This is a genomic window from Halomonas sp. SpR8, from assembly GCF_031010195.1.
Lineage (GTDB): Bacteria > Pseudomonadota > Gammaproteobacteria > Pseudomonadales > Halomonadaceae > Vreelandella.
Window position 1 is genome coordinate 177,863 of sequence record NZ_JAUAMC010000005.1, and the last position, 22,050, is coordinate 199,912.

At 55.0% G+C, this 22,050-nt stretch carries 35 protein-coding genes and 1 riboswitch; of the genes, 3 read left to right on the forward strand and 32 right to left on the reverse strand.

All coding sequences use genetic code 11. The annotated features are described in order from the left end of the window. The first annotated feature begins 116 nt into the window (after positions 1-116). The 3 genes from QT230_RS11880 to thiE all read left to right on the forward strand — a co-directional run bounded on the left by QT230_RS11880 (position 117) and on the right by thiE (position 2,060). Positions 117-461, forward strand: a complete 345-nt coding sequence (locus tag QT230_RS11880; protein ID WP_308322017.1) for a hypothetical protein — start codon at positions 117-119, stop codon at positions 459-461. A gap of 54 nt (positions 462-515) precedes the next feature. Then, positions 516-614, forward strand: a riboswitch (TPP riboswitch). Between the two features lie 23 nt (positions 615-637). Continuing rightward, a complete protein-coding gene (gene thiM / locus QT230_RS11885; RefSeq protein WP_308322019.1) occupies positions 638-1,447 on the forward strand; it encodes a hydroxyethylthiazole kinase in 810 nt (269 codons plus the stop codon). Further along, positions 1,437-2,060 carry a thiamine phosphate synthase gene (thiE, locus tag QT230_RS11890; protein ID WP_308322021.1) on the forward strand — a complete coding sequence of 208 codons (624 nt, stop codon included), beginning with the start codon at positions 1,437-1,439 and terminating at the stop codon, positions 2,058-2,060. The genes thiM and thiE overlap by 11 nt, the downstream gene beginning before the upstream one ends. A gap of 3 nt (positions 2,061-2,063) precedes the next feature. Here the strand turns inward: thiE and QT230_RS11895 are convergent, their stop codons facing one another. From QT230_RS11895 to fusA, 32 genes are all read right to left on the reverse strand, one after another. Beyond that, positions 2,064-2,939, reverse strand: coding sequence for a DMT family transporter (locus tag QT230_RS11895; RefSeq protein ID WP_308322022.1), 876 nt, complete (start codon positions 2,937-2,939; stop codon positions 2,064-2,066). An 82-nt stretch (positions 2,940-3,021) separates the two neighbouring features. Then, a complete protein-coding gene (locus QT230_RS11900; RefSeq protein WP_308322024.1) occupies positions 3,022-4,401 on the reverse strand; it encodes a D-alanyl-D-alanine carboxypeptidase family protein in 1,380 nt (459 codons plus the stop codon). A gap of 337 nt (positions 4,402-4,738) precedes the next feature. Next, entirely contained in the window at positions 4,739-5,125 is a 387-nt protein-coding gene (gene rplQ, locus QT230_RS11905) for a 50S ribosomal protein L17 (protein WP_308322026.1), read from the reverse strand. 39 nt (positions 5,126-5,164) lie between these two features. After that, positions 5,165-6,160 carry a DNA-directed RNA polymerase subunit alpha gene (locus QT230_RS11910; RefSeq protein WP_064235085.1) on the reverse strand — a complete coding sequence of 332 codons (996 nt, stop codon included), beginning with the start codon at positions 6,158-6,160 and terminating at the stop codon, positions 5,165-5,167. A 98-nt stretch (positions 6,161-6,258) separates the two neighbouring features. Then, positions 6,259-6,879 (reverse strand): 30S ribosomal protein S4, encoded by a 621-nt coding sequence (gene rpsD / locus QT230_RS11915; protein WP_008959152.1) that lies wholly within the window; start codon positions 6,877-6,879, stop codon positions 6,259-6,261. Positions 6,880-6,891: 12 nt separating this feature from the next. Further along, a complete protein-coding gene (rpsK, locus tag QT230_RS11920; RefSeq protein WP_007111985.1) occupies positions 6,892-7,278 on the reverse strand; it encodes a 30S ribosomal protein S11 in 387 nt (128 codons plus the stop codon). Positions 7,279-7,317: 39 nt separating this feature from the next. Then, positions 7,318-7,674, reverse strand: coding sequence for a 30S ribosomal protein S13 (rpsM, locus tag QT230_RS11925; RefSeq protein ID WP_022520863.1), 357 nt, complete (start codon positions 7,672-7,674; stop codon positions 7,318-7,320). Between the two features lie 124 nt (positions 7,675-7,798). Further along, on the reverse strand, positions 7,799-7,912 hold the full coding sequence (gene rpmJ, locus QT230_RS11930; RefSeq protein ID WP_008959154.1) for a 50S ribosomal protein L36: 114 nt from the start codon (positions 7,910-7,912) through the stop codon (positions 7,799-7,801). A gap of 64 nt (positions 7,913-7,976) precedes the next feature. Then, a complete protein-coding gene (gene secY / locus QT230_RS11935) occupies positions 7,977-9,308 on the reverse strand; it encodes a preprotein translocase subunit SecY (protein ID WP_308322036.1) in 1,332 nt (443 codons plus the stop codon). Beyond that, positions 9,309-9,743, reverse strand: a complete 435-nt coding sequence (gene rplO, locus QT230_RS11940) for a 50S ribosomal protein L15 (RefSeq protein ID WP_308322037.1) — start codon at positions 9,741-9,743, stop codon at positions 9,309-9,311. A 3-nt stretch (positions 9,744-9,746) separates the two neighbouring features. After that, positions 9,747-9,929 carry a 50S ribosomal protein L30 gene (rpmD, locus tag QT230_RS11945; RefSeq protein ID WP_308322038.1) on the reverse strand — a complete coding sequence of 61 codons (183 nt, stop codon included), beginning with the start codon at positions 9,927-9,929 and terminating at the stop codon, positions 9,747-9,749. A gap of 6 nt (positions 9,930-9,935) precedes the next feature. Continuing rightward, positions 9,936-10,436, reverse strand: coding sequence for a 30S ribosomal protein S5 (gene rpsE / locus QT230_RS11950; RefSeq protein ID WP_308322039.1), 501 nt, complete (start codon positions 10,434-10,436; stop codon positions 9,936-9,938). A gap of 11 nt (positions 10,437-10,447) precedes the next feature. Beyond that, positions 10,448-10,798: a 50S ribosomal protein L18 gene (gene rplR / locus QT230_RS11955; protein WP_008959159.1), complete on the reverse strand. Its 351-nt coding sequence runs from the start codon at positions 10,796-10,798 to the stop codon at positions 10,448-10,450. 9 nt (positions 10,799-10,807) lie between these two features. Next, positions 10,808-11,338: a 50S ribosomal protein L6 gene (gene rplF, locus QT230_RS11960; RefSeq protein WP_308322042.1), complete on the reverse strand. Its 531-nt coding sequence runs from the start codon at positions 11,336-11,338 to the stop codon at positions 10,808-10,810. A gap of 9 nt (positions 11,339-11,347) precedes the next feature. After that, positions 11,348-11,740 (reverse strand): 30S ribosomal protein S8, encoded by a 393-nt coding sequence (gene rpsH, locus QT230_RS11965; RefSeq protein WP_071695003.1) that lies wholly within the window; start codon positions 11,738-11,740, stop codon positions 11,348-11,350. Positions 11,741-11,772: 32 nt separating this feature from the next. Beyond that, on the reverse strand, positions 11,773-12,078 hold the full coding sequence (gene rpsN, locus QT230_RS11970) for a 30S ribosomal protein S14 (RefSeq protein WP_113269837.1): 306 nt from the start codon (positions 12,076-12,078) through the stop codon (positions 11,773-11,775). 10 nt (positions 12,079-12,088) lie between these two features. Next, complete coding sequence (rplE, locus tag QT230_RS11975; protein ID WP_007111995.1) at positions 12,089-12,628, reverse strand: 50S ribosomal protein L5; 540 nt, start codon at positions 12,626-12,628, stop codon at positions 12,089-12,091. Between the two features lie 18 nt (positions 12,629-12,646). Further along, a complete protein-coding gene (gene rplX, locus QT230_RS11980; protein ID WP_007111996.1) occupies positions 12,647-12,961 on the reverse strand; it encodes a 50S ribosomal protein L24 in 315 nt (104 codons plus the stop codon). Between the two features lie 14 nt (positions 12,962-12,975). Next, positions 12,976-13,347, reverse strand: coding sequence for a 50S ribosomal protein L14 (rplN, locus tag QT230_RS11985; protein WP_008959163.1), 372 nt, complete (start codon positions 13,345-13,347; stop codon positions 12,976-12,978). A gap of 49 nt (positions 13,348-13,396) precedes the next feature. Beyond that, positions 13,397-13,657 carry a 30S ribosomal protein S17 gene (gene rpsQ, locus QT230_RS11990; RefSeq protein ID WP_308322045.1) on the reverse strand — a complete coding sequence of 87 codons (261 nt, stop codon included), beginning with the start codon at positions 13,655-13,657 and terminating at the stop codon, positions 13,397-13,399. Position 13,658: 1 nt separating this feature from the next. After that, complete coding sequence (gene rpmC, locus QT230_RS11995; RefSeq protein ID WP_007111999.1) at positions 13,659-13,850, reverse strand: 50S ribosomal protein L29; 192 nt, start codon at positions 13,848-13,850, stop codon at positions 13,659-13,661. Next, positions 13,850-14,263 (reverse strand): 50S ribosomal protein L16, encoded by a 414-nt coding sequence (rplP, locus tag QT230_RS12000; RefSeq protein WP_007112000.1) that lies wholly within the window; start codon positions 14,261-14,263, stop codon positions 13,850-13,852. Before rplP ends, rpmC begins: the two co-directional genes overlap by 1 nt. A 15-nt stretch (positions 14,264-14,278) precedes the next feature. Beyond that, positions 14,279-14,983: a 30S ribosomal protein S3 gene (rpsC, locus tag QT230_RS12005; RefSeq protein WP_087108946.1), complete on the reverse strand. Its 705-nt coding sequence runs from the start codon at positions 14,981-14,983 to the stop codon at positions 14,279-14,281. Between the two features lie 10 nt (positions 14,984-14,993). Then, a complete protein-coding gene (gene rplV, locus QT230_RS12010) occupies positions 14,994-15,326 on the reverse strand; it encodes a 50S ribosomal protein L22 (RefSeq protein ID WP_007112002.1) in 333 nt (110 codons plus the stop codon). 18 nt (positions 15,327-15,344) lie between these two features. Beyond that, on the reverse strand, positions 15,345-15,620 hold the full coding sequence (gene rpsS / locus QT230_RS12015; RefSeq protein ID WP_027337511.1) for a 30S ribosomal protein S19: 276 nt from the start codon (positions 15,618-15,620) through the stop codon (positions 15,345-15,347). 33 nt (positions 15,621-15,653) lie between these two features. Continuing rightward, positions 15,654-16,484, reverse strand: coding sequence for a 50S ribosomal protein L2 (rplB, locus tag QT230_RS12020; protein ID WP_308322058.1), 831 nt, complete (start codon positions 16,482-16,484; stop codon positions 15,654-15,656). Positions 16,485-16,501: 17 nt separating this feature from the next. Next, on the reverse strand, positions 16,502-16,798 hold the full coding sequence (gene rplW / locus QT230_RS12025; protein ID WP_308322059.1) for a 50S ribosomal protein L23: 297 nt from the start codon (positions 16,796-16,798) through the stop codon (positions 16,502-16,504). Next, positions 16,795-17,400: a 50S ribosomal protein L4 gene (rplD, locus tag QT230_RS12030; protein ID WP_308322060.1), complete on the reverse strand. Its 606-nt coding sequence runs from the start codon at positions 17,398-17,400 to the stop codon at positions 16,795-16,797. Before rplD ends, rplW begins: the two co-directional genes overlap by 4 nt. A gap of 15 nt (positions 17,401-17,415) precedes the next feature. After that, positions 17,416-18,054 carry a 50S ribosomal protein L3 gene (rplC, locus tag QT230_RS12035; protein WP_009288142.1) on the reverse strand — a complete coding sequence of 213 codons (639 nt, stop codon included), beginning with the start codon at positions 18,052-18,054 and terminating at the stop codon, positions 17,416-17,418. 160 nt (positions 18,055-18,214) lie between these two features. Then, a complete protein-coding gene (gene rpsJ / locus QT230_RS12040; RefSeq protein ID WP_007112007.1) occupies positions 18,215-18,526 on the reverse strand; it encodes a 30S ribosomal protein S10 in 312 nt (103 codons plus the stop codon). A 159-nt stretch (positions 18,527-18,685) separates the two neighbouring features. Further along, positions 18,686-19,879: an elongation factor Tu gene (tuf, locus tag QT230_RS12045; RefSeq protein WP_308322063.1), complete on the reverse strand. Its 1,194-nt coding sequence runs from the start codon at positions 19,877-19,879 to the stop codon at positions 18,686-18,688. Between the two features lie 28 nt (positions 19,880-19,907). Further along, complete coding sequence (gene fusA / locus QT230_RS12050; RefSeq protein WP_308322064.1) at positions 19,908-22,031, reverse strand: elongation factor G; 2,124 nt, start codon at positions 22,029-22,031, stop codon at positions 19,908-19,910. Positions 22,032-22,050 lie beyond the last annotated feature (19 nt).

The window sequence follows — 22,050 nt, forward strand, 5'->3', positions numbered from 1 at the left end:
GCGCACTAGCAATCCTAAACAAAAACTCTACACTTATTAGCCATAAGGTTTACAAAAAAGACGTTCCCGCCACATGATCGATGGCCCTCATTAAGGGCGTCCTTCAGGAGGTTTTTATGACTGCGATTGATATGACACTGGGCGACCAACTGACGCTAAAGCAACTTTCCAATGCTCTGCACAACGGCTTTTCGCCGATTGTTGAAGTTGAATCCATGGATGGCATCTACAAGGTACGTTTTCATCACGCTAACGGCGTGTCTGACCTTAGCGACAGCAAAGGGCACGTCAGCACATTTCTGGGCACGGGCGAAATCCGCGACACGCTTGGCCAACTGGGCTTGACCCACGGCGTGCTGACCTTCGCTGACCAGTGCGGCGACGAGATGATTGGGGTCGAAGGTAAAGCCATAACGCCTGATGAAATGCTTACCTACGGTACACGCATTTCGTTTCGTTAGATTGCCATCATCCGTATCCGGGGCTTTACAGGGCCACTTCAGGTAAGGATAGTAACCCCTCGACAGGGGCGCCCTCCGTTAAGGGAGAGCTGAGAAGCACCCTTTGAACCTGAACCGGATAACACCGGCGTAGGGAGTTCTGGTAACGCCTACCACCTCCCTGCCGGGAGGATGCTATGACCTTACCTCCGCTTGGCGATTACCTTGCAGCGCTGCGCACAAAGGCGCCACTCGTTCACTGCATGACCAACTATGTGGCCATGAACAGCACCGCGAACCTGCTGCTAGCTACAGGTGCCTCACCCGCGATGCTGCATGCACCGGAAGAAGTCGCTGAGTTCACCGCTCTTTCCGACGGGCTGTCGATTAACATTGGTACGATTTCTAGCCACTGGGCCGACGCCATGCTGATCGCCACCGCGACCGCCCATCAGCATGCAATTCCCTGGGTGTTAGACCCCGTCGCCGTTGGCGCAACGCGCTATCGGCAAACGTTGTGCGCAAAGCTGCTGGCCGCTAAACCCAGCGTGATTCGTGGCAATGCCTCTGAAATCCTTGCTCTCAATGGCTTAGACAACCAAGGACGCGGTGTGGATTCGACAGCCGCCACCGACCAAGCTGTCGACGCCGCGATAGCGCTAGCAAAACAGCACAGCTGTATTGTCGCAATGACCGGCGAAAGCGACTGGCTAACCGACGGTACACAACACTATCGTATTAGTGGTGGCCATCCATTAATGCCTCGAGTAACCACCTTAGGCTGTGGGCTAAGCGCGCTGGTGGCCGCTTTTATAGCGGCTAATCGTGCCCCCCTGCTGGAAGCCACCGCCGCCGCGCTGGCCTGTTTTGCCGTCGCGGGGACGCGTGCAGGCAACGCTGCCCAGGGGCCTGGCAGCTTTCAAGTGGCACTGCTGGATGCGCTGTACCAACTCACCCCTGACGACCTCACCACTCATACCCAGTTGGAGGCGCGTCATGCCGCTTGATCTATCGCTTTATTTGGTGACTGACGCTGCGCTGTGCGGCGATGCTGGCTTAGAGCAGACGGTTGAAGCGGCGGTAAAAGGCGGCGTTACCATTGTGCAACTGCGCGATAAGCACGCCAGCGATGAACAGATGGTGGCCCAAGCCAAACGCCTAAAAGCGCTTCTAGCGGGAACCGGCGTGCCGCTGATTATTAACGACCGCTTGAGTGTGGCGCTGGAGAGTCAGGCTGACGGCCTGCATGTTGGCCAGAGCGACGCAGCCGTGCAGGCGGCCCGCAGCCTGTTAGGCGAGCAAGCGATTATCGGACTGTCGATTAACACCCTCGCTCAGCTTCAAGTCGCCCCCGTGAAGCTACTTGATTACGTGGGAATTGGCCCCGTGTTTGCGACCGTAAGCAAACAGGATCACGCCCAGCCCATCGGCTTTGGTGGCCTCGCCTCGCTGGTGAAGGCTTGCCTGCTTCCCAGTGTGGCAATTGGTGGGCTGAAAGCCGAGCATACCAGCGCCGTGCAGCGCGCAGGAGCCAACGGCTTAGCGGTGATCTCAGCCATCTGTGGCCAGCCGGACCCGTATCAGGCAGCGCGGTCGTTTCAGGTCTCGCGTAGCGATTAAAACTCAGGCCGTTGGGCGGCGCTTAAGGGTTGTCCGGCGGTCGTGATACGCCACCGCTAACCCGCTGACCATAATCAAGGCGCTGCCCACCCACACCCAGATATCCGGCATCTCGCCCCAGAACCACCAACCCAGCAGCACCGCCCAGAGCATCGCGGTGTAATCAAACGGGGCGGCAATGGCGGCGGGTGCAAAGCGAAACGCCAAGGTGATAAAGGCCGTGGCCGCGACGCCGAGCACGCCTGATGCAAAAAAACCCACCCAGTGCCACAGTAGCGGCGTTTGCCACACCCATGGCAGGGTTAGTCCTGTCACTATTAGTGGCACAAAGGTCATATAAAAGAGCATCGCCCATAGATGCTCTCGGGCACCGTAGCGGCGGGCGGTAATCATCATCAGGGCATAAAAAAACGCGGCGGCCACGAGCACCAATGCCCCCACCTGAAATGCGTCACCACCGGGGCGCACCACAATCACCACGCCAGCAAATCCCACTAACGATGCGATGAGCACCGGCGGATCAATCCGCTCACCCAGTAATGGCACGGAGAGCAGCGTGACAAATAGCGGCGCGACAAAGGCGATTGCCGTGGCTTCCGCTAGCGGTAAAAGCGTCAGACCCCATACGAAGCACACCATGGTGGCGGTATAAATCAATCCGCGCAGAAAATGTACGCCGGGGCGCTTAGTTCGCAGTTTGCGTAATCCACCGGCAAAGTGGGCCAACAGCGCAATCATCGGTAGCGAGACTAACGCACGAAAGAAAATAATCTGCAGCGGCGAATGGGTCTCGCCTAACCATTTAGAAACAGCATCGCCCAAGGCTAAAAACAGAACGCCCAAACACATGCAGAGTATGCCTTTTAGTGACGTTGTCACCGCAACCTCCTCTTTTTATTATCCGCTTAAAAGCAAAAACCCCGCCAACTTGTCATTGGCGGGGTGATAGCCACGCACCACCTTAGAGGCTAGCGTTAACGACCATGCAATCCATGCCTTGAGAGTGCAGGTCGCGGCAGGCCTGGCGAGCGCGCTGCTCGTCCAGTGCGACCAGTCGGGCACGATAAACAGGCGTTTGGCCTTGCACGGTATCCACCTCAACGCGTCCGCCTACGCTTTCGCCTATGCGGTGAGCAGCTTGCTGTGCAAGCTGGCGAGCCTGTGTCTCTTGGCTAAAAGCGCCAACTTGAATGCCCCAAGTACCGCCCGATTGATTGGCCGCAGCCAACCTCTGCTCACGCTCAATAAAGGCTTGCAGCGGATCAGGTTGAGGAGCTTCATTAACGGAGGCGGGGCGCTGAACGGTAACAATATCAGCCAACTGCTCTTCCAAATCTAAGGCAGGCGCTGACGCCACCTGCTGAGACAGTGAAGTCGTCTCTACCACTGCCACGACTGGCTGGCGCTGTTCAGGCGTTGGGGGGGCAGCCGGCTTGGGGGGGGAAGCAAAGGCCATAAATTCGCGTGAGAAATCCGTGTCGCCCATCCAGTTTTGCTGGTCGCGCAGCGAGGCACGCAGGAAGCTGCGATCGAGTAGGTTGGCCATGTGGGTATCTCGAGACTGGGATGAAAACCCACCCATCACAACCCCCACCAAACGCCGATTGCCGCGTATCGCCGTCGTCGCGACGTTAAAGCCAGAGGCACGAATAAAACCAGTCTTCAAACCATCTGCGCCGGGATAGTCCCGCACCAGACGATTATGGCTAGTGTGCCGGGTGCCTCGGTAGGTGAACTCTTGCAGGCCGAAATAGTGGTAGTACTGCGGAAAATCCTGCATCACACGCACTGAAAGGGTCAGCATATCCCGCGCGGTGGTAATTTGGCCGTCATCCGGCAAACCTGAGGCATTACGAAAAGTAGTAGCGTGCATACCCAGCTCACGCGCCCGGGTAGTCATCATTTGCGCAAAACGCGCCTCACTGCCACCAATCGCTTCGGCGACCACAGCAGCAACATCGTTAGCTGAGCGAACGGCAAGCGCGCGAATCGCGGTATCGACTGGAATTGTACTGCCAGCGGATAGCCAGAGCTTAACCGCGGGTTTAGCGGCCGCATAAGGGGAAACAGGCAACGGTTGGTTCAAACGCAAGCGGCCATCTTCCAACGCTTCAAAGGTCATATAGAGCGTCATCATTTTGGTTAACGACGCAGGATAGCGCTGATCGTCAATATTTTCCGCGTAGAGCACTTCGCCATTATCTAAGTCCACCACGATACCGGCATAACGTGGATTGTCGGCATGCACGTTGCTGGCTAGCACTAACGTGAGCAATACTCCCATACACAGCGCCCATAGCGCCGACGCACGATCGACGCTGTGATTTACCCTCGCATACATACCTGCCCCTTGCTTGTTAACGACCCACGATGAAGGACCCGCTGTTCACCTTTACTACCATGCCATAATCAAGGCCCAGCGCAAGGCTTTCCGGTGGCGGTAAAACTGTTCTTAACACGGTTCTTAACATAGTTTTTAACACAGTTCTTAACATAGTCCTTAAAACGGTTTTAAAACAGCTCTTAAGGCTATTTACGATACATAGAGTATATACGCAGTTAAGCCAAGAAAAAGGGGCGTTCCATGGGAAATAACAGAAGATAGTTGAGGCATATAAAAAACCGACCCACAGAGGGGTCGGTTTTCATTTGCTATTAAAGTTGCCTAGCGCAGAGGATTACTCTTCAGCAGCAGCTTCTTCAACAACCGGGCGATCAACTAGCTCAACGAACGCCATAGGCGCATTGTCGCCGGTGCGGAAACCGCACTTAAGAATACGGACGTAACCGCCCGGACGCTCGGCATAACGCGGACCTAGTTCGTTAAACAGTTTACCGACGGCTTCTTTAGAGCGCGTACGGGAAAATGCCAAACGACGGTTTGCAACGCTATCCTGCTTAGACAAGGTAATCAGCGGCTCGATAACGCGACGCAGTTCCTTGGCCTTCGGCAGGGTTGTCTTGATGACTTCATGTTCGACCAGCGAGACAGACATGTTTTTAAACATTGCCTGGCGATGCGAGCTGGTGCGATTCAGATGACGACCACTCTTACGATGACGCATGGTTGTAATTCCTTACCAAACTGGGACTCAAGTCGACGCTCACGCGGAGGCCTTGTCGTCCTTCAGGCTTGCTGGCGGCCAATTTTCCAACCGCATGCCGAGGGACAAGCCGCGAGCTGCCAATACATCTTTGATTTCATTCAAAGACTTTTTACCGAGATTCGGTGTCTTCAACAGCTCAACTTCTGTGCGCTGGATAAGATCACCGATATAGTAAATATTCTCGGCTTTTAGGCAGTTCGCGCTGCGAACGGTCAACTCAAGATCGTCTACGGGGCGCAATAGAATTGGATCGACATGATCCTCTTCCTCTTCGACTTCCTGTTCTTTATCAGCTTCCAGGTCGACGAAGGCGGCCAGCTGCTCTTGCAGGATGGTCGCACTGCGACGGATAGCCTCTTCCGGATCCAAGGTACCGTCGGTTTCCAGATCGATAATTAGCTTATCGAGGTCGGTGCGCTGCTCTACACGAGCGGCTTCAACCGAGTAGGAAACACGCCGGACAGGGCTGAAGGTGGCATCCAGCTGCAGGCGGCCAATAGCACGAGTCTCTTCATCAGAGCCGCGTGCGTCAGCCGGTTCGTAGCCACGACCCAGCGCTACTTTAAGCTGAATTTTCAGCTCGGCACCTTCATTGACATGAGCAATGACGTGATCCGGGTTGACGATTTCGACGCTATGATCAAGCGCAATGTCGCCAGCGGTGACGACGGCTGGGCCCTGCTTGTTCAGCGTGAGCACCGCCTCATCGCGGCTGTGCATCTTGATCGCAACATCTTTCAAGTTCAGGAGGATTTCAATGACATCTTCCTGCACCCCTTCGAGCGCACTGTATTCGTGCTCGACGCCGGCGATTTCAGCCTCTACCACGGCACAGCCGGGCATAGACGAAAGCAGAATGCGACGCAGTGCATTCCCCAGGGTGTGACCAAAGCCACGCTCGAACGGTTCGAGCACGATTTTGGCGTGATGTGCGCTGATTTCTTCGACCTTGATGTCGCGAGGACGGAGAAACTCTGTCACTGAACGCTGCATATGAACACCTTTCAGGCTGCCAAACGGATACTTGATACTCGGTACGACCTGGCACTGGGGTTAAACCGGCACCAGATCGACAAGAAACAGAAAACTGCTTACTTGGAGTACAGCTCGACGATCAGGTTTTCGTTGATGTCGGCAGACAGGTCACCGCGTTCAGGCAGAGCCTTGAAAGTGCCTTCCATCTTCTTGGCGTCGATTTCGATCCAAGCGATATCGCCACGGTTTGCCGCAATCGACAAAGCGCTTTGAATACGTGCTTGGTTTTTCGCTTTTTCGCGAATGGAAACAACGTCACCCGGCTTCACTTGGTAGGAAGCTACGTTAACGGTGCGGCCGTTCACGGAAATCGCCTTGTGGCTGACCAGCTGACGCGCTTCAGAGCGAGTCGAGCCGAAGCCCATACGGTAGACGACGTTATCCAGTCGGGATTCGAGCAACTGCAACAAAACTTCACCGGTCGCACCTTTCAGGCGAGCGGCTTCTTTGTAGTAGTTACGGAACTGTTTTTCGAGTACGCCGTACATGCGACGTACCTTTTGCTTCTCGCGAAGCTGCAAGCCGTAGTCTGAAAGACGCTGACGACGCTGGCCGTGTACACCCGGAATCTGTTCGGATTTACACTTTTTCTCGAAGGGAGTCACACCACTCTTTAAAAAGAGGTCTGTGCCTTCACGACGAGACAGTTTGCACTTCGGTCCAATATAACGAGCCATGAATCTGTCTCCTTAAACGCGGCGTTTCTTCGGCGGACGGCAGCCATTATGGGGAATGGGCGTCGCGTCTACGATGCTTTGCACGCGGAAGCCGGCGGCATTCAGTGCGCGCACGGCGGATTCACGACCGGGACCTGGGCCTTTAACCAGTACGTCTACGTTTTTCACACCATACTCGGCTGCAGCAGTTGCTGCACGTTCGCTTGCCACTTGAGCAGCGAACGGGGTGCTCTTGCGAGAACCACGAAAACCCGAACCACCGGCAGTTGCCCATGAAAGAGCATTGCCCTGGCGGTCTGTGATCGTCACGATCGTGTTGTTAAAAGAGGCATGGATATGTGCAATCGCATCCACTACCTGCTTTTTAACCTTTTTACGGTTACTACGCGGGTTAGCCATGTTGATGTCTATTCCTGTCTTTACGCCAGAACGTGCGTGTTATTTGCGGATCGGCTTACGCGGGCCCTTACGGGTGCGCGCGTTAGTCTTAGTCCGCTGACCACGCAGCGGAAGACTACGACGATGACGCAGACCACGGTAGCAACCTAAGTCCATGAGACGCTTAATGTTAAGCGTAACATCACGACGAAGGTCGCCTTCTACGGTGTACTTGCCAACTTCAGAACGCAGGGTGTCGACTTCTTCAGAAGACAGGTCCTGGATCTTGGCAGTAGGCGCGATACCGGCTGCAGCACAGATGTGCTCAGCACGGGTACGGCCAATCCCGAAGATATAGGTCAGCGAGATCGCCGCATGCTTGTTGTCCGGGATATTGACGCCTGCAATACGGGCCATCAGCTTACTCCGAAATTTGAGCGGCTTGCTCGTTTATTCATCTACAAAAGGCGCAACAGCATACCCCTTTTAGTGCCCTAAGGCAAGGGGTATGCTGGCACCCGCTTAATACAACCCAGAGCTGTTAGCCCTGACGCTGTTTGTGCCGTGGTTCGCTACAGATGACGCGGACAGCGCCATTGCGACGAATGATCTTGCAGTTACGGCACATTTTCTTTACGGAAGCTCGAACTTTCATCGATCTTTCTCCAAAAACCGGCTCGCGGCGCGCCCCCTCTCACGTAGTAGGGGTGGACGGCGCCTCAGCGCATGATACCGCCGCTACCGTAGCCTTTCAGGTTGGACTTCTTCATCACTGAGTCATACTGATGCGACATGAGATGCGACTGCACCTGGGCCATGAAGTCCATGATGACCACGACTACGATTAACAACGAGGTACCGCCGAAGAAAAACGGCACGTTCCACGCCACAATCAAGAACTGGGGCATCAAGGAAACCGCAGTGATATACAAGGCACCGAACAGGGTCAAACGTGTCATGACCTTGTCGATATAGCGAGCGGTCTGCTCGCCGGGGCGAATGCCCGGCAGGAAAGCGCCTGACTTTTTAAGATTGTCAGCCACATCCTTGGGGTTGAAGACCAGCGCTGTGTAAAAGAAGCAGAAGAATACCACTGCCGCCGCGAAAAGCAAGATGTAAAGCGGTTGACCTGGACCTAATGCCTGGGATGCACGCTGCAACCACTCCATACCTTCACCGGCACCTACCCACTGACCTATAGAGGCCGGGAAGAGCAGAATACTGGAGGCAAAAATCGCCGGAATTACGCCGGCCATGTTGACCTTCAAAGGCAGGTAGCTACTTTGCCCTGCATACATCTTATTGCCCACTTGCCGCCGGGGGTAGTTAACCTTGAGGCGACGTTGGCCGCGCTCAATGAAAACCACGAAGGCGACTGTCGCAACACCTAACACTGACAGCGCTAACAGCGGCAGAACATTCCAGGCCCCTTCATTACGGGCAAGCTCAAAGGCTTGGCCCACGGCACTGGGCAGTCCAGCGACAATACCGGCGAAGATCAGCAGCGAAATACCGTTGCCGATGCCCTTCTCGGTAATCTGCTCACCCAGCCACATCATAAACACCGCGCCCGATACAAACGTAATCACGGCGGTGAAATAGAAGCTGAGGTCTGCAGTGTACGCGATGCCTTGGCTGGCCAGGCCGACGGACATGCCGACAGCCTGGACAAACGCCAGTATCACCGTGCCGTAGCGGGTGTACTGACTAATCTTGCGGCGGCCAGCCTCACCCTCTTTCTTGAGCTGCTCAAGATGAGGGGAGACCGCAGTCATGAGCTGCATGATAATCGACGCCGAAATGTAGGGCATTATACCCAGGGCGAGAACACTCATGCGCTCCAGAGCGCCACCCGAGAACATGTTAAACATGCCTAGGATGGTTCCCTGTTGCTCCCTAAACAAGGCAGCAAGCTGGTCAGGATTGATACCGGGTACGGGAATGTGGGCACCAATACGGTACACCACGATGGCGAGGAGCACGAAGCGCAAACGCGCCCACAGTTCACTCAGACCGCTGCCCATCGCCGGCATGTTTCCTGACTTGGCCATTTAGTCCTCTACCTTGCCGCCAGCGGCTTCGATCGCTTCACGGGCACCTTTGGTGACCTTGATTCCGCGAACGGTAACCGCCGTTTTCAATTCGCCAGAAAGGATGATCTTCGCGTGTAGCGTAGAATCCTTTAGCACGTTGGCTTCTTTCAAAGACGCTAGGGTGACTTCGCCACCGGCAACTTTGGCCAGTTCAGCCAGGCGTACTTCCTCAGAGACCAGAGATTTTGCAGACGTAAAGCCGAACTTCGGCAAACGACGCTGCAAAGGCATCTGACCGCCTTCGAAACCAGGCTTAACACTGCCGCCACTACGTGCTTTCTGACCTTTGTGACCACGGCCACCGGTCTTACCAAGACCGGAACCGATGCCACGACCAACGCGCTTTGCAGCGTGTTTGGAGCCCGGAGCCGGGCTTAGGTTATTGAGCTTCATGGATTACTCTCCCTCAACGCGCACAAGGTAAGTTACCTTGTGGATCATGCCGCGTACGGCAGGGGTGTCTTCCAGTTCAACCGTATGACCGATGCGACGCAGACCCAAGCCTTTCATAGTAGCTTTGTGCTTGGGCAAGATGCCGATGGTGCTGCGGATCTGGGTAACCTTGATCGTTGCTGCCATGGTGCCTTACCCCGTGATCGCTTCGACAGACAGGCCGCGCTTAGCGGCAATGTCTTCCGGTGCTTGCATGGAGGAGAGACCTTTAACAGTCGCTCGCACCACGTTAACCGGGTTGGTGGAACCGTAGCACTTGGCCAGTACGTCGTGGACACCGGCAAGCTCTAATACAGAGCGCATGGCGCCACCGGCGATGATGCCGGTACCTTCAGAAGCCGGCTGCATATATACCTTGGAAGCACCGTGACGGGCTTTGACCGGGTACTGCAGCGTATGGCCTGAAAGGTTGACCTTGACCATGTTGCGACGAGCTTGATCCATCGCTTTCTGGATTGCGACAGGCACTTCACGCGCCTTGCCACGTCCGAAACCGACACGACCTTTACCATCACCAACGACGGTCAGTGCGGTGAAGCCGAAAATACGACCACCCTTGACCACCTTGGCGACGCGGTTGACCTGCACTAACTTCTCTTGCAGATCACCGCTTTGCTGTTCGTTCTTCGCCATCGTAAAACCCTTTAGAATTCCAGGCCGCCTTCACGTGCGGCGTCGGCCAGCGCCTTGACGCGGCCGTGATACTTAAAGCCAGCACGATCGAAGGCCACCTGGGTGATGCCTGCTTCTTTAGCGCGTTCGGCAATCAGAGCACCTACTTTAGAGGCGGCATCTGAGTTGCCGGTCGCACCCTCGCGCAGTGCTTTGTCCAGCGTAGAAGCACTGGCTAGCACTTTGCCACCATCCGGCGAGATAATCTGCGCATAGATGTGACGCGGAGTACGGTTGACGCACAGGCGATACACGCCCAGCTCGCGGATCTTGGCGCGAGCGCGGCGGGCACGACGGAGACGAGATTCTTTCTTCGCGTTCATAACCCTGCCTTACTTCTTCTTGGCTTCTTTGCGACGCACCTGCTCGTCGGCGTACCGGACACCCTTGCCTTTATACGGCTCGGGCGGACGGAAAGCGCGGATTTCCGCGGCGCACTGACCGAGCTGCTGCTTGTCCGCGCTTTTCAGCACGATCACGGTGTTTTTCGGCGTTTCCGCTGAGACACCCTTAGGCAGTTCGTAGTCGACCGGGTGCGAGAAGCCCAGTGAAAGATTGAGCGTCTGGCCCTTAGCTTGGGCACGATAACCGACGCCAACAATTTCGAGAGTTCGTGTAAAACCCTCGGATACGCCCGTTACCAGGTTCTGAACGAGGGCGCGGGTAGTACCGGCCATTGCCCAGCTCTTGGCAGATTCGCTCGGGGCGAAGGTCAGCTGGCCATCTTCTTGACCGACCACTACATCAGAGTGGATGGTCATAGATAGCGTGCCCTGGCCGCCTTTGGCGGTCAGCTGGTCAGCATTGATTTTGATTTCAACGCCGGCAGGCACTTTAACCGGATATTTCGCAATGCGGGACATTCCAGCCTCCTAGAATACGGTGCAGATGACTTCGCCACCGACACCCGCTTGGCGCGCGGCACGATCGGTCATGACACCATTGGATGTGGTGACAATCGCGATACCCAGACCATCGGCGACCTTAGGCAGGTTGTCCTTGCCCATGTAACGGCGCAGGGACGGCTTGGAAACCCGCTGAATGTGCTCAATGACCGGCTTACCCTCAAAGTACTTGAGAGTCACGGTTAGCTCAGGCTTAGCGCCTTCCGCTACCGTAAAGTCGGCAATGTAGCCTTCTTCCTTTAGCACTCGGGCCACTTGCACTTTCAGCTTGGAGGACGGCATGGTTGCCGTCTCCTTGGTGGCCATCTGCGCATTGCGGATACGAGTAAACATATCCGCCAGAGTGTCTTGCATGCTCATTTAATGTGCGCTCCTGATGATACTACGTGGCGTTACCAACTGGACTTTTTCAGTCCAGGAACGTCGCCACGCATGGCGGCTTCACGCAGCTTGTTACGGCCGAGGCCGAACTTGTTGTAAAAACCGTGCGGACGACCGGTGATACGGCAGCGATTACGCTGACGTACCGGGCTTGAGTCGCGCGGCAGTTGCTGCAGCTTCAGCGTCGCCTCGAAGCGATCTTCCTCAGAAGTGTTCACATCCGAGATGATTTTCTTGAGTTCAGCGCGCTTGGCAGCATACTTCGCCACCAGCTGCGTACGCTTAAGCTCACGCTCTACCATACTTTTCTTAGCCATGATCCAACCCTTATTTCTTGAAGGGGAAGTTCAGCGCAGTTAATAGCGCGCGACCTTCCTCGTCGGTTTTGGCGGTAGTAGTGATAGTGACGTCCAACCCCCGGATACGATCGATTTTATCATACTCGATCTCCGGGAAGATGATCTGCTCACGCACACCCATGGAGTAATTGCCGCGACCGTCAAAAGACTTCGGGTTAAGACCACGGAAGTCACGCACGCGGGGAATCGCGATGTAAACCAAACGGTCCAAGAAGTCCCACATACGCTCAGCGCGCAGTGTAACCTTGATGCCGATTGGCCAACCTTCGCGCACCTTGAAGCCCGCGATGGACTTACGTGCCTTGGTCACCAACGGCTTTTGACCAGAGAGCTTCTCTAGATCACCGATGGCATTGTCAATCAACTTTTTATCGTTGACTGCTTCGCCGATACCCATATTCAGAGTCACTTTCGTGATCCGGGGTACCTGCATAACGTTGGCATAGCTGAACTCTTCTTTGAGTTGAGCTGCTACCTCGTTTTGATAACGTTCTTTCAAGTTCGCCATTTTGCTACCCGACTCGCGTTAGGCGTCGATCTGCGTCTGCGTCGACTTGTAGATACGTACCTTGGTACCGTCTTCCTTCACTTGGAAGCCGACGCGATCCGCCTTACCGGTCTCCGAATTGAAGATGGCTACGTTGGACGCGTGAATCGGAGCCTCGCGCTCGACGATACCGCCCTGATTACCCGCCATGGGATTTGGCTTGGTGTGACGTTTAATCATGTTCACACCGGACACCAAGAAACGGTTCTCTAATACCCGCTTAACGGTGCCACGCTTGCCTTTATCCTTCCCGGCGATGACGATGACTTCATCGTCACGTTTGATCTTTTGCATATCCGCCTCGCTCCTTACAGCACTTCAGGCGCTAAGGAAATGATCTTCATGAACTTTTCATTACGAAGTTCACGAGTCACCGGCCCAAAAATACGGGTACCGATGGGCTGTTCGTTGGTGTTATTCAACAAAACTGCCGCATTTCCATCGAAACGGATGAGCGAACCGTCGGGACGACGGACGCCACTACGGGTCCGGACCACGACCGCTTTTAGCACCTGGCCTTTTTTGACCTTGCCACGCGGAATCGCTTCCTTAACCGTGACCTTGATGATATCACCAACGCGAGCGTAGCGACGGTGTGAACCGCCTAACACCTTGATGCATTGCACCCGGCGCGCTCCGCTGTTGTCGGCGACATCCAGCATTGTCTGAGTCTGAATCATCGGTTTTCTCCAAACCTAATCTGACTACACTGATTGACAAGTCCAGGGATTAACCCTTGACGTGTTCAACCACCTCGACGAGCGTCCAGGCTTTCTTCTTGGAAAGCGGACGGCACTCCTGAATGGAAACCGTATCGCCTGCCTTAGCCTGGTTCGCCTCGTCATGGGCGTGCAGCTTGGTGGAGCGCTTAACGTATTTTCCGTAGATCGGGTGACGCTCGCGCCGCTCGATCATCACGACGATGGACTTGTCCATCTTATCGCTCACTACTTTACCAGTGAGCGTACGCGTTGTTTTTTCTTCGGCCATCTCAATCACCTGCCTTCTCGTTGAGCAAAGTCTTAACGCGGGCAATATCCCGGCGGACCTGCTTGAGCAGATGAGTCTGGCTCAGTTGGCCAGTGGCCTTCTGCATGCGCAGGTTAAACTGCTCGCGGAGGAGTTCGAGGAGTTGCTCCTGGAGCTCTCCTGCGGACTTTTCACGAATTTCCTGGGCTTTCATCACATCACCGTCCGTTTCGCAAAGGTGGTGGATAAGGGCATTTTCTGTGCGGCAAGCTCAAACGCTTCACGTGCGAGCTCTTCCGACACGCCTTCGATTTCATACAGGACCCGACCCGGTTGGATCTGGGCAACCCAGTACTCAACAGAACCTTTACCTTTACCCATACGAACTTCGAGCGGCTTTTTAGAGATCGGCTTATCAGGGAAAACGCGGATCCAAATCTTACCGCCACGCTTAACGTGACGCGTGATCGCACGACGGCCTGCTTCGATCTGGCGCGCAGTAATGCGTCCGCGACCGGTAGCTTTTAGGCCATATTCCCCGAAGCTGATCTTGCTTCCGCGATGCGCCAGGCCACGGTTGCGGCCCTTCATCATCTTGCGGAATTTCATACGCTTGGGCTGTAACATCGACTCGCTCTCCCCTTACCTGGAACCTTTCTTCTTGGGCGCGTTGCCGGCAGGCTGCTGTTGCTTAGCCTTGGCACGTACTTCCTCGATACCGCCGAGGATTTCACCCTTGAAGATCCACACTTTGACGCCGATAACGCCGTAGGTGGTGTGAGCTTCGTAAGTGGCGTAGTCGATATCCGCACGCAACGTGTGCAGCGGAACGCGACCCTCGCGGTACCATTCGGTACGTGCGATTTCAGCGCCACCCAGACGACCTGACAGCTGAATCTTGATGCCACCAGCGCCAAGACGCATTGCGTTCTGTACCGCGCGCTTCATGGCACGACGGAACATCACGCGACGCTCAAGCTGACCCGCTACGTTGGCAGCGACTAGCTTGGCATCCAGCTCCGGCTTGCGAACTTCTTCGATGTTCACATGCACGGGAACACCCATCATCTCGGTAAGATCGCGACGCAAACGGTCGACATCTTCACCTTTTTTACCAATCACGATACCCGGACGGGCAGTGTGAATAGTGATGCGGGCGTTGTTCGCCGGACGCTCGATGTGGATGCGGCTAACGGAGGCGCTTTTAAGACGCTCTTCCAGGAAGCTACGCACTTCGAGATCATTATTGAGCTTATCGGCGTAAGCGCCGCGCTCAGCATACCAGACAGAAGCATGGTCTTTGACGATGCCCAGTCGAATGCCTGTTGGATTGACTTTCTGACCCATCGGTCGACTCCTACTTCTCGGCTACCTTGACGGTGATGTGGCACGTGCGCTTCAAGATACGATCCGCACGCCCCTTGGCACGCGGCTTGATACGCTTGAGCGTCATGCCCTCATCGACGCAGATGGTCGAGACACGCAGCTCGTCAATATCCATGCCGTTATTTTCTTCCGCATTTGCTATAGCGGATTGCAGCACCTTCTTAACCAGCTTGGCAGCCTTCTTCGGTGAGAAGGTCAGCAGGTCGAGTGCCTCGGCGACAGGTTTACCGCGCACCTGGTCAGCCACCAAACGGGCCTTCTGGGCGGATAAACGAGCGCCAAGCAGCTTAGCTGTGACTTCCATCTCTCAATCCTCTCTGGCTTACCGTTTGGCTTTCTTATCCGCCACATGCCCACGATAAGTGCGGGTAGCAGCGAATTCGCCCAATTTGTGGCCAACCATTTCCTCGGATACGTGCACCGGGACGTGCTGGCGACCGTTATGGACCGCGATAGTGAGACCTACCATGTTTGGCAGGATCATCGAACGACGCGACCAAGTCTTGATTGGTTTGCGATCGTTCTTCTCTACTGCAGCCTCTACCTTCTTCAAAAGATGAAGGTCAATGAAGGGACCTTTCTTTAGTGAACGTGGCACAGCCGTTACCTCTTAATGTCTTGGCAAATTAGATCAACGCGTCTTGTTACGACGGCGAATGATCAGCTTGTCGGTGCGCTTGTTCTTACGCGTCTTGTAGCCCTTAGTCGGCACACCCCATGGGGTGACCGGGTTACGACCACCGCTGGTGCGGCCTTCGCCACCACCGTGCGGGTGATCCACCGGGTTCATCGCGACACCGCGAACAGTCGGACGCACACCTCTCCAGCGCTTCGCACCGGCCTTGCCAAGTTGACGCAGGCTGTGCTCAGAGTTGCTCACTTCACCCAAGGTCGCGCGGCACTCGGCCAACACTTTACGCATTTCGCCGGAGCGAAGACGCAGGGTGGCGTAGTTACCTTCACGCGCAACCAACTGGGCGCTTGTACCAGCACTGCGAGCAATCTGCGCACCTTTACCCGGCTTAAGTTCGATGCAGTGCACCGTAGAACCCAACGGGACGTTACGCAGCGGCAAGGCATTGCCTTTCTTGATTGACGCGTTAACACCCGATTCCAGCACGTCACCCGCGCTGACACCTTTCGGTGCAATGATGTAACGACGCTCACCATCGGCATACTTCAGCAGTGCAATGTGCGCACTGCGATTGGGATCGTGCTCAAGACGCTCAACGGTGGCAGGAATGCCATCTTTAGTGCGCTTGAAGTCGATCAACCGATAGTGGTGACGATGACCACCGCCTACGTGGCGGGTGGTGATACGACCGTAGTTGTTACGGCCGCCGGACTTGGACTGTTTTTCTAACAGCGGTGCATACGCACGGCCTTTAAACAGTTCCTCGCCAACGATCTTGACGACGTGGCGACGACCGGCGGAAGTGGGTTTGGTCTTGACGATTGCCATTATCCGTACTCCTGCCCTTATTCGGCGCCTGTGAAGTCTTCGAGCGTTTCACCCGCAGCCAGAGTTACATATGCTTTGCGGTAACCCTTACGTAGGCCAATGCCGTTTGCAGTACGCTTGGTTTTACCCTTCATGTTCAGTACCTGAACACTGCCGACCTTTTTGCCGAAAAGTGCTTCAACGGCCTTCTTGATCTCGGGCTTGGTAGCATCAGATGCCACCTTGAAAACGTACTGGTTGCGCTCGGCTGCCATCGCGGCTTTTTCGGTCACGTGCGGTCCAAGCAGAACCTTGAATACGCGTTCCTGGTTCATGCCAGCTTCTCCTCGAATTTACGCAGGGCGGAGACGGTAATCAGGACCTTATCAAAGGCTACCAGGCTTACCGGGTCAGCTGCCGCGACATCCACCACGTCAACGTGGGGAAGGTTGCGTGCGGCCAAATAGAGCTTCTCGTCAATCTCTTCAGTGACGATCAACACTTTTTCAAGGTTGAGCTCTTTCAGCTTGGCAGCTACCTGCTTGGTCTTGGGCGCATCGACGCTGAACTCTTCAATCGCGACTAGGCGCTCTTGACGTACTAGTTCAGACAGGATGGAGCGCATCGCTGCGCGGTACATCTTGCGGTTAACCTTCTGGGTGTAGTCTTGCGGACGTGCCGCGAAGGTTACGCCGCCGCTACGCCATAGCGGAGAGCGGATAGTACCGGCACGTGCACGACCGGTGCCCTTCTGACGCCAAGGCTTTTTACCACCACCACGAACGTCGGAACGACTCTTTTGTGCGCGAGTTCCCTGACGGCCAGCTGCCAAATAAGCAGTAACCACTTGGTGAACGAGCGCTTCGTTGAATTCTTTGCCAAAAGTGGCGTCGGCTACTTCAACGGTACCCGCGCCTGCAGCAAGATTCAGATTCATTGGTAATTATCCCCTTCAGCCTGCTTTCACGGCGCTGCGAACGATAACGTCACTACCAGGAGCACCCGGTACGGCGCCTTTAATCAGCAGCAGGTTACGCTCGGCGTCGACACGGACGATCTCAAGGCTCTGCACGGTGCAACGGGCATTACCCATTTGACCGGCCATCTTTTTGCCTTTGAAAACGCGACCCGGAGTCTGACACATGCCGATAGAGCCCGGCGCGCGATGCGACAGAGAGTTACCGTGAGTCATGTCTTGGGTACGGAAGTTCCAGCGCTTAACAGCACCCTGGAAGCCTTTACCCTTAGAGGTGCCAGTCACGTCAACCATTTGACCAGCTTCGAAGAGGGATACGGTGAGTTCGCCGCCCACTTCAGGAATCTCTTCGCCTTCAGCAAGACGAAACTCCATCAGCGCACGACCAGCCTCAACACCCGCTTTGGCAAACTGTCCAGCTTGCGCTTTGGTGAGGTGCTTGGCTTTACGAGAACCAGATGTGACCTGAATCGCCGCGTAACCGTCAGATTCAACGGATTTAACGCGAGTAACACGATTAGGATCAACTTCAATAACGGTTACGGGCACAGACGCGCCGTCTTCGGTAAAGACACGGGTCATCCCGGCCTTTTTACCGACTAAACCGATAGTCATACTCAGTCTCCTATAGTGTACGGGGCTATCACCCGCTATGGCTGCCCTTTCCAGAGCATTCCACTAGCACATTGTGTAGCGCCTCACGGCGCGGCGGCTGCTGCTCATGCAATCTTGTTAAAACAAGCGATGAGCGCTGGGCCGCAAGTGACTAGTGTAATTAGTTGAGCTTGATTTGCACGTCAACGCCTGCGGCGAGATCGAGTTTCATCAATGCATCAACAGTTTTCTCGGTTGGCTCAACGATGTCGAGCACACGCTTATGAGTACGAATCTCATACTGGTCACGCGCATCTTTATTAACGTGCGGTGAGATCAGAATGGTATAGCGCTCGCGGTTGGTCGGCAGCGGAATCGGCCCACGAACCTGAGCACCAGTACGCTTAGCGGTTTCAACAATTTCCGCTGTGGACTGATCGATCAGGCGATGGTCGAACGCTTTCAACCGAATGCGAATCTTTTGGTTCTGCATTTGCCCTAAACTCCAATGGATGTCGACGGCGCGAGCCGTCTACCCACGCATTCAAAGGATGCGCATTATAGGCACGCCACAAGCCCATGTCAAACATTTGCTGATGGTGCGCAGAAAAGGGGGCTCATCAGAGCCCCCTTCATCACTCGAGCATCTTGCTTACTTGACGATCTTGGCCACAACGCCAGCACCGACAGTACGGCCGCCTTCACGAATAGCGAAGCGCAAACCTTCGTCCATTGCGATCGGCGCGATCAAGGTAACAACCATCTGAACGTTGTCACCCGGCATGACCATTTCAACGCCTTCCGGCAGTTCACAAGTACCGGTTACGTCGGTGGTACGGAAGTAGAACTGCGGACGGTAGCCCTTGAAGAAAGGCGTATGACGACCACCCTCTTCTTTGGACAGCACGTAAACTTCTGCTTCGAAGACAGTGTGCGGGTTGATGGTGCCCGGCTTGGCCAGAACTTGGCCACGCTCGACGTCATCACGCTTAGTACCACGCAGCAGGGCGCCAACGTTCTCACCAGCACGACCTTCGTCGAGCAGTTTACGGAACATTTCAACACCGGTAACGATAGTCTTAACGGTATCACGGATACCGACGATTTCGACTTCACTACCCGGCGTGACGATACCGCGTTCTACACGACCGGTAACAACAGTACCGCGACCAGAGATAGAGAACACGTCTTCGATCGGCATCAGGAACGGCTGGTCAATAGCACGCTCCGGCTCAGGAATGTAAGCATCCAGAGCTTTGATTAGATTAGCAACGGCAGTCGTACCCATACCGTTCTCATCTTCACCGTTCAGTGCCATCAGCGCAGAACCAGTGATGATCGGCGTGTCGTCGCCCGGGAAGTCGTACTGGTCTAGAAGTTCGCGAACTTCCATCTCTACCAGCTCAAGCAGCTCTTCGTCATCGACCATGTCCGCTTTGTTCAGGAACACAACGATGAACGGTACGCCAACCTGACGAGACAGCAGGATGTGCTCGCGGGTTTGCGGCATCGGGCCGTCTGCGGCAGAACATACCAGGATCGCGCCGTCCATCTGCGCAGCACCGGTGATCATGTTCTTGACGTAGTCAGCGTGTCCTGGGCAGTCAACGTGCGCGTAGTGACGCTCTTCAGACTGATATTCCACGTGTGAAGTAGCGATAGTGATACCACGCTCGCGCTCTTCAGGAGCGTTATCGATGGTATCAAATTCACGCCAGTCGCCGCCGAAAACCTCAGCAGACACGCGAGTTAGGGCCGCAGTCAGAGTCGTTTTACCGTGGTCGACGTGACCAATGGTGCCGACGTTGACGTGCGGTTTGGAACGTTCAAATTTTTCCTTAGCCACTGCTATAACCTCTTTACGTTGCTAACGGTTAACCGTTTTGATTGATGACGGCTTCAACGACGCTGGAGGGCGCCTCGTCGTACTTCGAGAACTCCATGGAGTAGCTCGCACGGCCCTGGGTTTGTGAGCGCAGATCGGTTGCATAACCGAACATCTCGCCCAGCGGCACCGTCGCACGAATGACTTTACCAGAAGAGGAGTCATCCATACCCTGCACCAGGCCGCGACGACGGCTCAGGTCACCCATGACGTCACCCATAAACTCTTCGGGGGTCACGATTTCGACCTTCATCACCGGCTCCAGCAGCACGGCCTTGGCCTTCCTGGCACCTTCTTTTACTGCCATAGAAGAAGCAATCTTAAACGCAGTCTCGTTAGAGTCCACGTCGTGGAAGGAGCCATCGAACAGCGTTACTTTAACGTCGATCATCGGGTAGCCCGCGATGACACCGTTTTTGAGCTGCTCAAAAGCACCCTTCTCAACCGCAGGTACGTATTCCTTGGGAACCGTGCCACCCACGATTTCAGAGTTGAACTTGAAGAACAGTTCGTCTTCGCCTTCACCCTTTTCTTCTGCTGTCAGCGGCTCAATACGCAGCCAAACGTGACCATACTGACCACGACCACCGGACTGACGCACAAACTTGCCTTCTTGCTCGATACTGCCGCGAATGGTTTCGCGATAGGCCACCTGCGGCTTACCGATGTTGGCCTCAACCTTAAACTCGCGACGCATACGGTCAACAAGAATATCCAGGTGAAGCTCACCCATACCAGAAATAATCGTCTGGCCGGTCTCTTCGTCGGTCTTGACTTGGAAGGAGGGATCTTCCTGAGCAAGCTTGCCCAGGGCAACGCCCATCTTCTCTTGGTCAGCCTTAGACTTGGGCTCTACGGCAACCGAGATAACCGGATCCGGGAACTCCATGCGCTCGAGAACAATCTTGTTATCGATATCGCACAGGGTATCACCGGTGGTGACATCTTTCAGACCGATACAGGCAGCGATATCGCCCGCCAGGACTTCTTTGATCTCTTCACGAGAGTTGGCGTGCATCTGAACGATACGACCAACACGCTCTTTTTTCTGCTTAACGGAGTTATATACGCCGTCACCAGATTTCAGAACGCCCGAGTAGACACGGATAAAGGTCAGCGTACCGACGAAGGGGTCGGTGGCAATTTTAAACGCCAACGCCGCAAACGGCGCACTGTCATCCGCTTCACGGGTATCAACGGTGCCGTCTTTATCGTCCAGCTCACCTTCGATCGCTTTAACTTCCGTCGGCGAAGGCATGTATTCGATAACGCCGTCCAGTACCGCTTGAACACCCTTATTCTTAAAGGCAGAACCACAGGTCACCAGGACGATATCGTTAGCCAGGGTGCGCGCGCGCAGTCCGGCCTTGATCTCTTCAACCGTTAGCTCGCCACCTTCAAGGTACTTATCCATCAGCTCGTCGGAGCCTTCGGCAGCAGCTTCAACCATCTCTTCGCGGTACTTCTCTGCTGTTTCTTGTAGATCAGCAGGAATATCCACGAGATCATAATTCATACCCAGGCTTTCCTCATCCCACAGGATAGCCTTCATCTGAATCAGGTCGATAACGCCTTTAAAGTCCTCTTCTGTGCCCCAGTTAATCTGGATCGGCACAGCATTAGCACCCAAGCGCTCTTTCAACTGGTTGACAACCATAAAGAAGTCAGCGCCGGTACGGTCCATCTTATTGACGAAAACCATACGTGGTACTTCGTACTTATTGGCCTGGCGCCATACTGTTTCGGTCTGCGGCTGAACGCCGGAAGAGCCACACAGCACAACGACCGCACCATCGAGCACACGCAGCGAACGTTCAACTTCAATGGTGAAGTCAACGTGCCCCGGGGTGTCGATAATGTTGATACGGTGCTCAGGGAACTGCTTGCTCATGCCCTGCCAGAAACAGGTAGTCGCAGCTGAGGTGATAGTAATACCACGCTCCTGCTCCTGCTCCATCCAGTCCATGGTTGCAGCACCGTCGTGCACTTCACCCACTTTGTGGGAAAGGCCGGTGTAGAACAGTACACGCTCAGTCGTCGTGGTTTTACCCGCGTCGACGTGAGCGACGATACCGATATTACGGTAGCGATTTAGTGGAGTCTTGCGTGCCACGGTGAAACTCCCGTTTGTT

Excerpts from the sequence above, each read along its gene's own strand:
- QT230_RS11900 (WP_308322024.1), bottom strand. The coding sequence starts at position 4,401 with ATGTATGCGAGGGTAAATCACAGCGTCGATCGTGCGTCGGCGCTATGG.
- rplP (WP_007112000.1), bottom strand. The coding sequence starts at position 14,263 with ATGTTACAGCCCAAGCGTATGAAATTCCGCAAGATGATGAAGGGCCGC.
- rplR (WP_008959159.1), bottom strand. The coding sequence starts at position 10,798 with ATGAACGCGAAGAAAGAATCTCGTCTCCGTCGTGCCCGCCGCGCTCGC.
- rpsQ (WP_308322045.1), bottom strand. The coding sequence starts at position 13,657 with ATGGCCGAAGAAAAAACAACGCGTACGCTCACTGGTAAAGTAGTGAGC.
- rpsC (WP_087108946.1), bottom strand. The coding sequence starts at position 14,983 with ATGGGTCAGAAAGTCAATCCAACAGGCATTCGACTGGGCATCGTCAAA.
- rpsM (WP_022520863.1), bottom strand. The coding sequence starts at position 7,674 with ATGGCCCGTATTGCAGGCGTCAATATCCCGGACAACAAGCATGCGGCG.
- rplV (WP_007112002.1), bottom strand. The coding sequence starts at position 15,326 with ATGGAAGTCACAGCTAAGCTGCTTGGCGCTCGTTTATCCGCCCAGAAG.
- thiM (WP_308322019.1), top strand. The coding sequence starts at position 638 with ATGACCTTACCTCCGCTTGGCGATTACCTTGCAGCGCTGCGCACAAAG.
- rpsD (WP_008959152.1), bottom strand. The coding sequence starts at position 6,879 with ATGGCTCGTTATATTGGACCGAAGTGCAAACTGTCTCGTCGTGAAGGC.
- rpsK (WP_007111985.1), bottom strand. The coding sequence starts at position 7,278 with ATGGCTAACCCGCGTAGTAACCGTAAAAAGGTTAAAAAGCAGGTAGTG.
- rpmJ (WP_008959154.1), bottom strand. The coding sequence starts at position 7,912 with ATGAAAGTTCGAGCTTCCGTAAAGAAAATGTGCCGTAACTGCAAGATC.
- rpsN (WP_113269837.1), bottom strand. The coding sequence starts at position 12,078 with ATGGCTAAGAAAAGTATGGTAGAGCGTGAGCTTAAGCGTACGCAGCTG.
- rplE (WP_007111995.1), bottom strand. The coding sequence starts at position 12,628 with ATGGCGAACTTGAAAGAACGTTATCAAAACGAGGTAGCAGCTCAACTC.
- rpmC (WP_007111999.1), bottom strand. The coding sequence starts at position 13,850 with ATGAAAGCCCAGGAAATTCGTGAAAAGTCCGCAGGAGAGCTCCAGGAG.
- secY (WP_308322036.1), bottom strand. The coding sequence starts at position 9,308 with ATGGCCAAGTCAGGAAACATGCCGGCGATGGGCAGCGGTCTGAGTGAA.
- rplB (WP_308322058.1), bottom strand. The coding sequence starts at position 16,484 with ATGGCAATCGTCAAGACCAAACCCACTTCCGCCGGTCGTCGCCACGTC.
- rplN (WP_008959163.1), bottom strand. The coding sequence starts at position 13,347 with ATGATTCAGACTCAGACAATGCTGGATGTCGCCGACAACAGCGGAGCG.
- rpsH (WP_071695003.1), bottom strand. The coding sequence starts at position 11,740 with ATGAGCATGCAAGACACTCTGGCGGATATGTTTACTCGTATCCGCAAT.
- rplW (WP_308322059.1), bottom strand. The coding sequence starts at position 16,798 with ATGAACCAGGAACGCGTATTCAAGGTTCTGCTTGGACCGCACGTGACC.
- rplF (WP_308322042.1), bottom strand. The coding sequence starts at position 11,338 with ATGTCCCGCATTGCGAAATATCCGGTTAAAGTGCCTGCCGGCGTTGAA.
- rplX (WP_007111996.1), bottom strand. The coding sequence starts at position 12,961 with ATGCAAAAGATCAAACGTGACGATGAAGTCATCGTCATCGCCGGGAAG.
- rplQ (WP_308322026.1), bottom strand. The coding sequence starts at position 5,125 with ATGCGTCATCGTAAGAGTGGTCGTCATCTGAATCGCACCAGCTCGCAT.
- QT230_RS11910 (WP_064235085.1), bottom strand. The coding sequence starts at position 6,160 with ATGCAGCGTTCAGTGACAGAGTTTCTCCGTCCTCGCGACATCAAGGTC.
- thiE (WP_308322021.1), top strand. The coding sequence starts at position 1,437 with ATGCCGCTTGATCTATCGCTTTATTTGGTGACTGACGCTGCGCTGTGC.
- QT230_RS11880 (WP_308322017.1), top strand. The coding sequence starts at position 117 with ATGACTGCGATTGATATGACACTGGGCGACCAACTGACGCTAAAGCAA.
- rpsJ (WP_007112007.1), bottom strand. The coding sequence starts at position 18,526 with ATGCAGAACCAAAAGATTCGCATTCGGTTGAAAGCGTTCGACCATCGC.
- rplD (WP_308322060.1), bottom strand. The coding sequence starts at position 17,400 with ATGAATCTGAATCTTGCTGCAGGCGCGGGTACCGTTGAAGTAGCCGAC.
- rpsE (WP_308322039.1), bottom strand. The coding sequence starts at position 10,436 with ATGGCGAAGAACGAACAGCAAAGCGGTGATCTGCAAGAGAAGTTAGTG.
- rplO (WP_308322037.1), bottom strand. The coding sequence starts at position 9,743 with ATGAAGCTCAATAACCTAAGCCCGGCTCCGGGCTCCAAACACGCTGCA.
- rplC (WP_009288142.1), bottom strand. The coding sequence starts at position 18,054 with ATGACTATCGGTTTAGTCGGTAAAAAGGCCGGGATGACCCGTGTCTTT.
- rpmD (WP_308322038.1), bottom strand. The coding sequence starts at position 9,929 with ATGGCAGCAACGATCAAGGTTACCCAGATCCGCAGCACCATCGGCATC.